The 12385-nt window shown below is 64.4% G+C and carries 11 protein-coding genes; 8 read left to right on the top strand and 3 right to left on the bottom strand.

What is annotated here, in order from left to right; genetic code table 11:
* Positions 1-136: 136 nt before the first annotated feature.
* A complete protein-coding gene (dacB, locus tag J2W46_RS08530; protein WP_310352820.1) occupies positions 137-1834 on the bottom strand; it encodes a D-alanyl-D-alanine carboxypeptidase/D-alanyl-D-alanine endopeptidase in 1698 nt (565 codons plus the stop codon).
* 302 nt (positions 1835-2136) lie between these two features.
* Between dacB and J2W46_RS08525 the strand changes: the two genes are divergently transcribed.
* The 6 genes from J2W46_RS08525 to J2W46_RS08500 all read left to right on the top strand — a co-directional run bounded on the left by J2W46_RS08525 (position 2137) and on the right by J2W46_RS08500 (position 7808).
* Complete coding sequence (locus J2W46_RS08525; protein ID WP_020069223.1) at positions 2137-2799, top strand: response regulator; 663 nt, start codon at positions 2137-2139, stop codon at positions 2797-2799.
* A gap of 4 nt (positions 2800-2803) precedes the next feature.
* Positions 2804-4105 (top strand): ATP-binding protein, encoded by a 1302-nt coding sequence (locus tag J2W46_RS08520; RefSeq protein ID WP_310352816.1) that lies wholly within the window; start codon positions 2804-2806, stop codon positions 4103-4105.
* Between the two features lie 142 nt (positions 4106-4247).
* The gene (locus J2W46_RS08515) at positions 4248-5768 is read left to right on the top strand and encodes a DegQ family serine endoprotease (RefSeq protein WP_310352814.1); all 1521 of its coding nucleotides are present in this window, start codon (positions 4248-4250) and stop codon (positions 5766-5768) included.
* Between the two features lie 256 nt (positions 5769-6024).
* Entirely contained in the window at positions 6025-6522 is a 498-nt protein-coding gene (locus tag J2W46_RS08510) for a hypothetical protein (RefSeq protein WP_020069220.1), read from the top strand.
* Between the two features lie 128 nt (positions 6523-6650).
* On the top strand, positions 6651-7043 hold the full coding sequence (locus tag J2W46_RS08505) for a DUF427 domain-containing protein (RefSeq protein WP_027778891.1): 393 nt from the start codon (positions 6651-6653) through the stop codon (positions 7041-7043).
* Positions 7044-7073: 30 nt separating this feature from the next.
* Positions 7074-7808: a CoxG family protein gene (locus tag J2W46_RS08500; protein ID WP_020069218.1), complete on the top strand. Its 735-nt coding sequence runs from the start codon at positions 7074-7076 to the stop codon at positions 7806-7808.
* A gap of 237 nt (positions 7809-8045) precedes the next feature.
* Here J2W46_RS08500 and J2W46_RS08495 read toward each other — a convergent pair whose 3' ends face one another.
* Positions 8046-9053: a helix-turn-helix domain-containing protein gene (locus J2W46_RS08495; protein ID WP_310352812.1), complete on the bottom strand. Its 1008-nt coding sequence runs from the start codon at positions 9051-9053 to the stop codon at positions 8046-8048.
* A gap of 177 nt (positions 9054-9230) precedes the next feature.
* Here J2W46_RS08495 and J2W46_RS08490 point away from each other — a divergent pair, with 177 nt between their 5' ends.
* The gene (locus J2W46_RS08490; RefSeq protein WP_310067560.1) at positions 9231-9857 is read left to right on the top strand and encodes a cysteine hydrolase family protein; all 627 of its coding nucleotides are present in this window, start codon (positions 9231-9233) and stop codon (positions 9855-9857) included.
* Between the two features lie 220 nt (positions 9858-10077).
* Here J2W46_RS08490 and J2W46_RS08485 read toward each other — a convergent pair whose 3' ends face one another.
* Complete coding sequence (locus J2W46_RS08485; RefSeq protein ID WP_020069213.1) at positions 10078-10716, bottom strand: TetR family transcriptional regulator; 639 nt, start codon at positions 10714-10716, stop codon at positions 10078-10080.
* 425 nt (positions 10717-11141) lie between these two features.
* Here J2W46_RS08485 and J2W46_RS08480 point away from each other — a divergent pair, with 425 nt between their 5' ends.
* Positions 11142-12374 carry an efflux RND transporter periplasmic adaptor subunit gene (locus tag J2W46_RS08480; protein ID WP_027804824.1) on the top strand — a complete coding sequence of 411 codons (1233 nt, stop codon included), beginning with the start codon at positions 11142-11144 and terminating at the stop codon, positions 12372-12374.
* Positions 12375-12385: the final 11 nt, after the last annotated feature.

The following is a 12385-nucleotide window of genomic DNA, read 5'->3' as shown; positions in this document are numbered from 1 at the left end:
GTGGTCCCTTGTCGCCGCGTGATATGCCGCGGTGTTTTGTCGTGTTGCTGTGCGAGCGTGCAGCGCGTCTCGAACACTGCTCGACAGCGTACACGCTTAAGGTCTCACCGCGCGCCGCCTTCGCTAGAAGGAATCCTCAATGCGCTTCGCGCTTGCGCGGATTTTTCCTGGGCTTGCCATGCGGTGCCACGCCGGCCGATTCCGCGGCAGGCGCCGAGATTTTGCTGAAGCCCGAGCTCGGTCCCTGATACACCCATTCGAGCAGCGCGTCGTGCGCGGCGCGCGCGGCCTCGGAGTGCGGATCGTTGATGAAGCTCACCACCACGTAGCTGTTGCCGTCCGCCGATGCCACGTAGCCCGCGATCGCCCGCACGTCGCGCAAGGTGCCGGTCTTGATTTGCGCGTTGCCGCCCGCGCCCTGGTTGGTCAGCCGGTTGCGCATGGTGCCGTCGACACCGGCGATGGGCAGCGACTGCACGAACACCTGGGCGACAGGGCTCGCGTTGGCGCGTTGCAGCAGGTCGGCGAGCGACAGCGCGGTGATGTGCTCCTCGCGCGAGAGGCCCGAGCCGTTGTCGAGCGTCAGATATTCCATGTCGATGCTGTCACGCCGCAGGAACGCCTCGATCGCGCGGGCCGATTTGGCGGGCGTCGCAGGCCCTTTTTCTTCAGCCGCTCCGATCGACAGGAACAGGTTGCGCGCCATGGTGTTATTGCTGAACTTGTTGATGTCGCGAACGATATCCGACAGCACCGGCCCCTGATGCGTGGCCACCAGTTTTGCGCCGACGGGCACGGCGCCTTCGCGCGTCGCGCCGCTGAAGGTGCCGCCCGTCTGCTGCCACAAAGCAAGGAAGCCGCCCGCGAAGAACGCCGAGTGATCGAGCACCGCGACGTTGACGGTGCGCGGACCGCAGCGCACCGAATAGTCGCCGGCGAACGATGCGACGAGCGTGCCGTTCGGCGTCGGCGTGACGGTGGGCGACACGGATGCCGCTTCGCCGCGGCACGGGCCGTTGACCGCGCGCATCTGATTGTCGATCTGCAACTGTGCAAGCGCGGGCAGTACGTCGATGGTGACGGTGCCGTCCGATGAAGGCGTCAACGTGAACGACAGCGATTTGAATGCGTACAGCAGCGGGTCCGGCCCGACGTTGTATGGCGCGGTCGCGTCGTCGTCGAACGGCGGCAGATCGCGCGTCGACGGATCGAAGTAGCGCTTGTCGAGCACGAGCGCGCCGTCTATGCCGCGAATCCCCGCCTTGTGGATCTTCTGCACGAGGTCGATGAGTTCTTCGGGCACGAGCTTCGGGTCACCCGTACCTTGAATGTACAGATTGCCGTGCAGCACGCCGTTGGCGTCGACTGTGCCGTCGGCGTACGCGTTGGTGCGCCAGCGGTAGTCGGGGCCGAGAATCGACAGACCGGAGTAGGTGGTGACGAGCTTCATCGTCGAGGCGGGCATCATCGGCTTGCCCGCATTCAGCGCGACGATCGGCGTGCGATCGCCGACTTTTTCGATGACCACGCTGATCGACGACAACGGCACGTGCGCGCGCTGCAAGCCGATCATCACCGATTGCGGCAACACGGTGCTGACGTTGACGCTCGGATGGGCCGCCTTGACACGCGCCTGCGCAGCAAGCGGCAGCGACGCGCCGCCGGCAAGCGCAGCACAGACGAGCAGCCATGCGCTCGCGTGCGACGCCGCGCGGCGCGGCGCGACGGAACCACAGCAGGCGGACAAGGGTGCGATGAACGACGACGTTAAGCGCGAGCGCAGCGCCGCTTGATGAAGATGGCGTGCGGCGAAAGACAGGAAAGCGTGCGTCATGGACGGGCGAGAAAGCAAAATGTCAGGGCGTGCAGCACGCGGCGATTCAAAGCAGTGGAGATGCGCCGCACGAAGGTTCGCAGCGCGTCGGCGGGTTCGTCATTGCGCATGCGGCGTTGAGGCATTCGAGCTGGCGCGCATTGCTTGCGTACTACGTGAGTCAAGCCCGAAACCGCCGCGCGACGCAAAGCGCCCATTGTAGTGACATGCCGCCGCGCTGCGGTGAAAAAAGCGCCACACGGCGCGCACGCGCGGGGCGGGCGCTAGAATGCGGCATCATCGAATGTTGAGGGAACGGGACCATGCGCATCTTGCTAGTCGAAGACGACCGGATGATCGCCGAGGGCGTCCGCAAGGCGCTGCGCGGCGAAGGCTTCGCGGTCGACTGGGTGGAAGACGGCGAAGCGGCGCTCAGCGCGGCTGGCAGCCAGCCCTACGACCTCGTGTTGCTCGACCTCGGACTGCCCAAGCGCGACGGTCTGGACGTATTGCGCACGCTGCGCGCGCGCGGCCACGCTTTGCCGGTGCTGATCGTCACGGCGCGCGACGCGGTAGCCGACCGCGTGAAGGGTCTCGACGCCGGCGCGGACGATTACCTCGTCAAGCCATTCGATCTCGACGAACTCGGCGCGCGTATGCGCGCACTGATCCGTCGTCAATCGGGCCGCAGCGATTCGACAATCCGCCACGCCAATCTGACGCTCGATCCCGCGTCGCATCAGGTCACGCTCGACGGCGCGCCGGTGGCCTTGTCGGCGCGAGAATTTGCGCTGCTCGAAGCGCTGCTCGCCCGGCCCGGTGCCGTGCTCTCGAAGAGTCAGCTGGAAGAAAAAATGTACGGCTGGGGCGAGGAGATCGGCAGCAATACCGTCGAGGTCTACATCCACGCGCTGCGCAAGAAGCTCGGCGCGGACCTGATCCGCAACGTGCGTGGCCTTGGCTACATGATTGCTAAGGAAGCCTGAGCCGATGCGTTCAATCCGCCGTCAATTGCTGGTGTGGCTGCTTGCGCTCGTGTTACTCGGCGTCGGCGTGGCGGGCTGGTTGATTTACCGCCAGGCGCTTGCCGAAGCGAATGAACTGTTCGACTACCAGTTGGAGCAGATCGCCGCGGCTCTGCCGTCCGAACCGTTCTCACAAGTGCTCGGCTCGCGCGATACCGGCGACGAAGGCATCGTGCTGCAGATCTGGAATCGCAACGGCGTGCTGATGTACTACTCGCGTCCTCGCGCGCCGCTCGCGCCGCGCGCTGAACTGGGCTTCACGACCGAGCATACGGATCGCGGCGACTGGCGCGTGTATGGGGCGATCGTCGGCGATAACGTCGTGCAGTTGGCGCAGCCGCTGTCGGTGCGCAACCGCCTTGCCGCCGACGTCGCATTGCGCACGTTGTGGCCGTTGATCGTGCTGCTGCCGGCGCTCGGGCTCGCAGTGTGGGTGATCATCGGACGCGGGTTGCGCCCGCTGCGGCGCGTGACGAGCGCGCTCGATGCGCGTCATCCCGAGGCGCTCGATCCGTTGCCCGATCAGCGCCTGCCGCTCGAAGTGCAGCCGCTCGTGCGCGCGTTGAACGGGCTGTTGCAGCGGCTCGCCACCGCGCTCGACATCCAGAAGGCGTTCGTCGCCGACGCCGCCCACGAACTGCGCACGCCGCTTGCCGCCGTGCAGATTCAATCGCAACTGGTGGCGCGCGCGAAAGACGATGCGGCGCGCAGCGAAGCGCTCGCCGACCTGCAAGCGGGTGTGACGCGCGCGACGCGCCTTGCCGAGCAACTGCTCGCGCTCGCGCGTTCCGAACCGGACGGCCTCGGCGCGACCGACGCCGTCGACTTGCGCTCGTTGCTGCAGGACTGCGTGGTGACCTATGCGCCGCTGGCTGAAAATCGTGGCGTGGACCTCGGCATCGAGGCGAGCGAAGCGGCTACCGTGATCGGCGATCCCGAGTCGCTGCGCGTCATGTTCAACAATCTCGTGGATAACGCGACCAAATACACGCCGCGAGGTGGGCGCGTCGACGTGAGCCTGCATGTTGAACAGGGTCATCCGGTCGTGCGTATCGCCGACAGCGGACCCGGCATCGAGCCTGCGGAACGCGAGCGTGTCTTCGACCGTTTCTATCGTGCGGGCGCCGGCGAGAATCGCGTGCGTACCGATGTGGCCGGCAGCGGACTCGGCCTCGCGATCGTCCGGCGAATCGCGACGCAACATCACGCTACGGTGTCGCTCGACGAATCGCCGGCCGGCGGCCTTGAGGTTACCGTGCGCTTCTGAACCAATGCTTTCAATTTGCATGGTGCGGAAAAACCCCTGAAAAGAAGGCCAAAACACGATCTGTCGCTGCTTAAGACTCTTTTAAGCGATGCCCCGTACGCTTCCTGACATCCAAGTTTCTTTCTCCAGTCAGGAGTACACGATGAACGCGAAAACCTTGTCTCGCAGCGCTGTTGCAGCGGCTGTCGCCGTTGCGCTTTCCGCCGGCTATGTGGCGGGCCATCGCGACGTGCCCGCGCCCCAGGTCATCTCACCGGCGCAAGCGGCCATGATGCCCGCCGAAGCCGCCGCGAAAACCGGCATTCCCGATTTTTCCGGTCTCGTCGAAACGTACGGACCGGCGGTAGTCAACATCAGTGCAAAGCACGTCGTGAAGCGCGCGGCGCTGCGCAGTAATGGCGGCAATGGCGGCATGAGCGGCGGCAATCAGTTGCCGATCGATCCGAGCGACCCGTTCTACCAGTTCTACAAGCACTTCTTTGGCGGCGCGCCGGGCATGCAGGGCGGCGACGGCGGCGATGCGCCCGACCAGCCGAGCGCGAGCCTCGGTTCAGGGTTTATCGTCAGCAGCGACGGTTATATCCTGACCAACGCGCATGTGGTGGACGGCGCAAACGTCGTCACTGTGAGGCTGACCGACAAGCGCGAGTTCAAAGCCAAGGTGATCGGCGCCGACAAGCAGTCGGACGTCGCCGTCCTGAAGATCGACGCAAGCAGTCTGCCGACAGTGAAGATCGGCGATCCGCGTCAGAGCAAGGTCGGTCAATGGGTGGTCGCGATCGGTTCGCCATACGGTTTCGACAATACGGTGACCTCCGGCATCATCAGCGCGAAATCGCGTTCGCTGCCGAACGAAAACTACACGCCGTTCATTCAGACCGACGTGCCCGTGAATCCCGGCAATTCCGGCGGGCCGCTGTTCAATCTGCAAGGCGAGGTGATCGGCATCAACTCCATGATCTACTCGCAGACCGGCGGCTTCCAGGGACTTTCGTTCGCAATCCCGATCAATGAAGCGATCAAGGTCAAGGACGACATCGTCAAGACGGGTCACGTGAGCCGTGGGCGCCTGGGCGTCGCGGTGCAAAGCATGAATCAGACGCTGGCAAATTCGTTCGGCATGCAGAAGCCGCAAGGCGCGCTCGTCAGCTCGGTCGATCCGGACGGTCCTGCCGCGAAGGCGGGGTTGCAGCCGGGAGACGTGATTCTGTCGGTGAACGGCGATCCGGTGGGCGATTCGTCGGCGCTGCCTTCGCAGGTGGCCGGGCTCGCGCCCGGCAGCATGGCCACCGTGCAGGTCTGGCGTGACAAGGGCACGAAGGATCTGAAGGTGACGATCGGCTCGTTGTCGGACGCAAAGCTGGCCTCGGACAAAACCGATCAGCCCGCGCAGTTGCAAGGCCGTCTGGGCGTGGCCGTGCGTCCGCTGACGCCGGAAGAAAAGAGCAGCGCGTCGATCTCGCACGGTCTTCTCGTGCAGCAGTCGGGCGGCGCGGCAGAAAGCGCGGGTATTCAACCGGGCGACGTCATTCTCGCCGTCAACGGCCGGCCGGTGACGAGCGTCGATCAGTTGAAGCAGATGGTCTCCGGCGCGGGCAATAGCATCGCGTTGCTGATCCAGCGCGACAACGCGCAGATTTTCGTGCCGGTCGATCTGGGTTGATCGACGTCCGGTCAGTCATGACTGGTCGATGAAGAGCATCGAGTAACGCTTGCCGGTCTGTTTGCACTTACTGCAGACAGACCGGCATTTTTCTTTCTGTACCGGAAGCCGCAAACCGGGCGCTTTGCGGCGTGTGACGTGCGAAGCGGGCGATTCGCCGTGCTGACGAGCGGCCGCGTGGCACGGCAGTTGCATCCACGTTGAATCCGGTCCCATCGACGGGTAACGGATAAGGACGTCAATAAGGAGCAAACCGATGAAGAACCAACGCACTCAGCGAAAGATCGTAGCCGCCGCGGCCAGCGTGGCGCTCACTCTCGGTCTGGCGGGCGGCGCATACGCGCAGCAGGCGAGCGAAGTAACCGGCGGCACCACCGCCGACCAGACGAGCGCAGGCAACGCCAACGGCGGAGGTCTACCGCAAATCCAGCAACAAGGTGACGTGTCGTTCGTCTCGGGCGGCGTCGGTCTGGACGAGTCCAAGGCACTGCAGCAGGCGCAAAGCCAATGGCCGTTGTCGCTGCGCTTTACCGGACCGGGCTCAGACTACCTGGCCGACGTCCACGTACGCATCGTCGACGCGCATAACGGCGAGGTGTTGAGCACCGCGTCGCGCGGGCCCTACATGCTCGTGAGGCTGCGCCCGGGGCGCTACACGGTGCATGCGACCTACAAGGACCGCGACCAGTCGAAGGCATTGACGGTGCCCGCGAAGGGCACGGCGAAAGCGGCGTTCTACTGGAACACGCAGTAAACCCGGGGCTTGTCGGGCATGCAGCACGGAGGCCGCGCAATCGCGAGGACTTTGACCGATAATGAAGCCACGGGCCTGTCCCGTGGCTTTGCTGTATGCACGACCGCACACTTTCACGGAGCCGAGACATGAGCGATGCCTTGACACCTCACGCAAACCCGGACAAACCCTCCGGCGGGCACGCCATTACGATAACGGGCAATCATCACCGGGTGCGGGTGATTCATGGCGGCGTGACAATGGCCGACACGCACGCGGCGCTCACGCTCGCCGAGACCGGTCTGCCCGACGTTTTCTATTTCCCGCGTGAAGACGTGAACATGGCGCGGCTCGAACGCTCCACGCACACGTCGCACTGTCCGTTCAAGGGCGACGCATCGTACTACCACCTGCGCACTGAAGACGGCTTGATCGAAAACGCCGTATGGACCTACGAGACGCCATTCGAACAGGCGGCCCCGATCCAGGGATATCTCGCGTTTTACTCATCGCGCGTCGACCGCATCGATCAGACGTCCTGATCCGCTGTCGCGCGTCTGTCGGAGGCTGGGATGGAACTGAACGACGCGTTACGGATTCCACTTGCGCCGTCCGATGTCTGGGACGCGTTGCAAGACCTCGCGCTCCTGCGCGCCAGCCTTGATAACTGCGAGTCGTTCACGCGCCTTTCGCACGGCGAATACGCGCTGGCTATGACGGTGCCACTCGGGCCGCTGCGTGCGCGTTACGAAGCGCGCGCGCACGTCGCGGGCCAAGATTCCGGCCCTGCCGACGCGGAGCGCCGCACGATCAATTTCAAGGCGCGCGCCGAAGGTATCGGCTCACTGCGCGGACAAATCGAAGTGCGTCTGCGCGCGGAAGAGGGCGCGCTCGGCAGCAGGGAGCGCGGCACGCGGATCGACTACACGATCTGGGCGACGTCGTCGGGGCCGCTCGCTGAACTGCCCACGCGTCAGCTCGAAAACGCGCTTCATCATCTCGCCGACGATTTCTTCGCCGAATTCAGCGCGGTCGTGCGTGCGAAGCACGGGCAGGGACCGAACCGCGCGCGCGGTTCGGCGGCGCGTCGTCAGCATGTATTTTTACGGCCTATCACGCTGAGCGGTGTTTCGCGTCGCACCCGCGCCGAACATGGCAACCCGCTCGCCGGACGCGCTGCCAGCGTGTCGCACGGCGTCTCGCACCCCGAGCCGACGCCGCATGCCATGCCGAACTGGGCGTGGGCAGCGATGATTTTTCTCGTTGCGCTTCTGCTGTATGTAGCGCGCTGGATCAGCGAGCACTGACGGCGCTCTTGCTGTTCTTCATGCCTCGACCGGCGCGCGGAACGGTTGCGCGGTCTGTAGGGTCGAGTGTCGTGCGGGCGCGACTACGAATTCGCGGTGTACGACTACGAAAGCGCGTCGCTTTTCACCCTGCGTTGCTTCGCGACGTCGATGCCATGCTTCGCTTTTAATGTGTCATCCGGCGTTTGCTTCGCTCGTAGCGTGCGTGTCACGCGGCAATTGCGTGGGCGCTGTGTTTCATGCGCCGCGAAATTCTCTTCGCCATGCCGAGGGCGAGGTCCGAAAGGCTTCGGCGAAATGTTGACGCAATGACGCCGCCGACCCGAACCCGGCGATGCCCGCAATCGCTTCCACCGACTGATCCGAACTCTCCAGCAACTGCTGCGCGCGCGTGAGCCGTTGTGCGAGCAGCCACGCGCCGACGGTCGTGCCGGTGGCGAGCCTGAAGCGCCGCGTGAAGGTGCGCCGGCTCATCAGCGCGCGCGCCGCGAGGCTGTCGAGCGTGTGCGGCGCGTCGAGGTTGCCGCACACCCAATCGAGCAGACCCGAGAGCCGGTCTTCGCGGACGTTCGGCGGCAGCGGCTGCTGGATGTATTGCGCCTGGCCGCCTTGCCGGTGCGGCGATACGACGAGCCGCCGCGCGACGAAGTTCGCCACCTCGGCGCCGCACATCTTGCGCAGCACATGTAAACAGCAATCGAGGCCGGCAGCCGTGCCCGCCGATGTCAGCACGTTCCCGTCGTCGACATAAAGCACGTCGCGATCGAGCCGGACACGCGGATAACGGGCCGCGAAGTCGTCAGCCCATGCCCAATGCGTGGAGGCCGGGCGGTCGTCGAGAATGCCGGCGGCAGCCAGCACGAACGCGCCGAGGCATAGACCGACGAGTTGCGCGCCGCGTGCGTGCGCCGCGCGCAGTGCGTCGAGCAAAGCGGCTGGCGGCGGCTCAGCGGGATCGCGCCAACTCGGCACGATGATCGTGTCGGCTTCGGTGAGCGCTTCGAGGCCGTGAGTCACGGCAATGGAGAATCCTGCGGTCGTCGTCAGCGGGCCGGTTTCGGCTGCGCACACGCGGAAGTCGAAGCCGGGACCGCCGGCGCCGCTGCGGTCCTCGCCGAACACCACGCACGGCACGGAAAGGTGGAATGGGCTGATGCGGTCGAACGCGATCACGGCGACGATGTGCGAACGCTGTGCGCCGGGCTTTTCGGCGGCCGGGGCGGGAAAGGCTGCGGGTGTAGCCATGAGTCAGGCACCTTATGAGAGCAACGACGATGGCCCGATTCTAGCGAAGATTGTCAGTCGGGCCGCTGTTGGCAAAACGGGTGTAGGCGAACAATGCGTCATCGCGGCGGCCTCGCTTGCCTGAAGCTCGCGGGGCTGTGGCGCGCGACCTCATCAATCTTTCACAGGAGTCTTGCCATGACCACACCACGCCGTGCGTTGATCGTCATCGACGTGCAGAACGAATACGTAACGGGCAATCTGCCGATCGAGTATCCCGACGTCCAAAGCTCGCTAGCCAACATTGGACGCGCGATCGACGCCGCTCGCACCGCCGGCGTGCCGGTGGTGATCGTGCAGAACTTCGCGCCGGCCACTTCGCCGCTGTTCGCGCGCGGTAGCGAGGGAGCCGAACTGCACCCGGTGGTCGCTTCCCGTGAGCGCGATCATTATGTGGAAAAGTCGCTGCCGAGCGCGTTCACCGGCACGGACCTCGCCGACTGGCTGGCAGCACGGCAAATCGACACGGTGACGGTGGTGGGTTACATGACGCACAACTGCGATGCATCCACCATCAATCACGCGGTCCACGCGGGCCTCGCCGTCGAATTCCTGCACGATGCAACCGGCTCCGTGCCGTATGAAAACAGCGCGGGCTTTGCGAGCGCGGAAGAGATTCATCGCGTGTTCAGTGTGGTGCTGCAATCGCGCTTTGCGGCGGTGGCGAGCACCGACGAATGGCTTGCCGCCGTCAATAGCGGTGTGCCGTTAGAGCGCGGCAACATTTATGCATCGAATCAGAAGGCGCGCAGCCGGAATCGCTGATGCTGGCGTGAGGGACGCGGCTGAAAGGCCGCGAGTCGAGGGTCGCGTTTTGCAGGCCGCGGCGTATGGCGGTCCAACGCTGGTCCAGCGTGACAACGAGCGCTGCGAGGGCGGGCGCGGCCGTTTGCGCCAAATGGGAAGTTTGCCGACAGGGCAGCGACGACAGCCACCGCTCGGTCGGCCGCAAACTACACCGCGTGCGCCGCCCGCAGCCGCCGCGTCACGTCGACTTGCGCAGCGCCGGACTCAGACGCAATGCGTCGAAAATGCCTTCGACCATCCGCTCGCCGAGCGCGGTGAAATCCGTGGCATCGGGTAGAAACAGCATGTCGCGCAGCGATCCGCCGACGAACGCATGCACCATGGCAGCAGCGAGCTTCGTATCGAGATCTTCCGGCAATTGCCCTTTCGAGATCGCGTTGCGCAAGCCGCCTTCTATCTTGATCAGCGCCTCGCGCATATTGGTCTGATAGCGGACCATGACCGGTCCCATCTCTTCGACCAGCTCGCACTTCAGAAACAGAATGTCGAACACGCGACGGCGCCGCTGATCGGTCGCGGTATCGCGCACACAGACGATGCAGATCTCCATCAACCGCCCAAGCGGATCGGGCTCGTTCGGGTCCAGCGATGCGGCCTTGAGTTCGTCCAGCGGCAGCAGCACGCGGTCGAACATCTCGGTGAACAGATCGCTCTTGTGGGAAAAATGCCAATAAATGGCGCCGCGCGTGACCCCGGCCGCCTGTGCGATGTCGGCGAGCGAAGTGCGCGAAACACCCTTTTCGAAGAAGACCCGTTCGGCTGCGTCGAGGATGCTGTTGCGCGTCTCCAGCGCTTCTTCTTTGGTTCTTCTGACCATATTTGTATAACTTGCCCTGATTGCGGGTTTTCCCGAGCTTTTTTAAGTACGCTCGATGACAATCCGTTTGCCCTGAACTGTTTGGCGAAGCTTTCTTCCGGGTCCCCGCCCCGCAAGAGAAGTAACGCACTTTTACATCCATTCGTGAATGTATATATAATAGCACCCCACGATCGGATAGCCCAAGCTGTGACGACCGGTTAATATCCGTCACTGTTGTCTTCAGAACGCTTACGCGCCGTGCTTCAACGGGCGGCGCGGTGCGGCATTTCCCGGTATGGCGCATTTGGTTCAGGTTGCCTCGCAACTGTTGCCGGCAACCATGGGCTTTCGGTCGAGCGTCGCAAGACGCATGTGTGCGCCGTCGTCCCCGGGGTAGGGATGCGCGCACTTTTTCATTCTCAGTCATAGACAGAGGTCGCTCCATGCGCGTCGAACGGGTTCCATTCCGCTTAATCAGTGCCGCGACGGCTGCCATATTGCTGGCAGCATGCGGACCAAAACAATCTGCCCCGCCGCAACAGACGCCCGAAGTCGGCGTCGTCACAGTCCAGCCGACTACCGTACCTGTCGTCACTGAATTGCCGGGCCGCACCAGTGCTTTCCTCGTCGCGCAGGTGCGCGCGCGGGTGGACGGCATCGTGCTGCGCCGCGAATTCACCGAAGGCGGCCAGGTCAAGGCAGGCCAGCGCCTGTACAAGATCGATCCGGCGCCGTACATCGCCACGCTGAACAACGCGAAGGCGACGCTCGCCAAGGCGCAGGCCAACCTCGCGTCCACCACGGCGCAGGCAAGCCGCTTCAAGGTGCTGGTTGCGGCCAACGCGGTCAGCAAGCAGGACTACGACAACGCAGTAGCCGCGCAAGGCCAGGCTGCCGCCGACGTCGCCGCCGGCAAGGCCGCGGTCGAGACGGCGCAGATCAACCTGGGCTATACCGACGTGACCTCGCCCGTGACGGGCCAGATCGGCGTGTCGCAAGTCACGCCGGGCGCTTATGTTCAGGCGAGCGCCGCGACTCTGCTCGCCACCGTGCAGCAACTCGACCCGGTCTACGTCGACCTGACGCAATCGAGCCTCGAAGGTCTGAAGTTGCGCCGCCAGATGCAGGAAGGGCGTCTCAAGACGAACGGCCCAGACGCCGCGAAGGTTTCGCTCATTCTCGAAGACGGCCGTACGTATTCCGAAAAGGGCAAGCTGCAGTTCACCGACGTGACGGTCGACCAGGGCACGGGCTCTGTCACGGTCCGCGCGATCTTCCAGAACAAGGACAAGGTGCTGCTGCCGGGCATGTTCGTGCGCGCGAAGATCGAGGAAGGCGTGAACGAGAACGCGCTCGTCGTGCCGCAAGTCGGTATCACGCACGACCAGAAGGGTCAGCCTACTGCGCTCGTCGTCGGTGAGGACAACAAGGTCGCGTTGCGTCAGCTCGTCACCTCGGGCACGTACGGTTCGAACTGGGTGGTCGAGAGCGGCCTGAAACCCGGCGACCGCGTGATCGTGCAGGGCACCGACAAGGCGAAACCGGGCATGCAGGTCAAGACCGTCGCCGCGCAACTTCCCGCTACACCCGCCTCCGGCGCAGCCGCTCAAGGTGCGCCGGCCGCCAGCGGCAGTGCGCAGACGGCTCAACCTGCCTCCGCTGCATCGGGCGCGTAATAACAGGGAGC

It is taken from the genome of Paraburkholderia strydomiana (assembly GCF_031456815.1).
GTDB classification, from domain to species: domain Bacteria; phylum Pseudomonadota; class Gammaproteobacteria; order Burkholderiales; family Burkholderiaceae; genus Paraburkholderia; species Paraburkholderia caledonica.
This window is presented reverse-complemented; position numbering and strand designations above follow the sequence as displayed.

Excerpts from the sequence above, each read along its gene's own strand:
- dacB (WP_310352820.1), bottom strand. The coding sequence starts at position 1,834 with ATGACGCACGCTTTCCTGTCTTTCGCCGCACGCCATCTTCATCAAGCG.
- J2W46_RS08500 (WP_020069218.1), top strand. The coding sequence starts at position 7,074 with ATGGAACTGAACGACGCGTTACGGATTCCACTTGCGCCGTCCGATGTC.
- J2W46_RS08505 (WP_027778891.1), top strand. The coding sequence starts at position 6,651 with ATGAGCGATGCCTTGACACCTCACGCAAACCCGGACAAACCCTCCGGC.
- J2W46_RS08490 (WP_310067560.1), top strand. The coding sequence starts at position 9,231 with ATGACCACACCACGCCGTGCGTTGATCGTCATCGACGTGCAGAACGAA.
- J2W46_RS08495 (WP_310352812.1), bottom strand. The coding sequence starts at position 9,053 with ATGGCTACACCCGCAGCCTTTCCCGCCCCGGCCGCCGAAAAGCCCGGC.
- J2W46_RS08525 (WP_020069223.1), top strand. The coding sequence starts at position 2,137 with ATGCGCATCTTGCTAGTCGAAGACGACCGGATGATCGCCGAGGGCGTC.
- J2W46_RS08480 (WP_027804824.1), top strand. The coding sequence starts at position 11,142 with ATGCGCGTCGAACGGGTTCCATTCCGCTTAATCAGTGCCGCGACGGCT.
- J2W46_RS08515 (WP_310352814.1), top strand. The coding sequence starts at position 4,248 with ATGAACGCGAAAACCTTGTCTCGCAGCGCTGTTGCAGCGGCTGTCGCC.
- J2W46_RS08520 (WP_310352816.1), top strand. The coding sequence starts at position 2,804 with ATGCGTTCAATCCGCCGTCAATTGCTGGTGTGGCTGCTTGCGCTCGTG.
- J2W46_RS08510 (WP_020069220.1), top strand. The coding sequence starts at position 6,025 with ATGAAGAACCAACGCACTCAGCGAAAGATCGTAGCCGCCGCGGCCAGC.
- J2W46_RS08485 (WP_020069213.1), bottom strand. The coding sequence starts at position 10,716 with ATGGTCAGAAGAACCAAAGAAGAAGCGCTGGAGACGCGCAACAGCATC.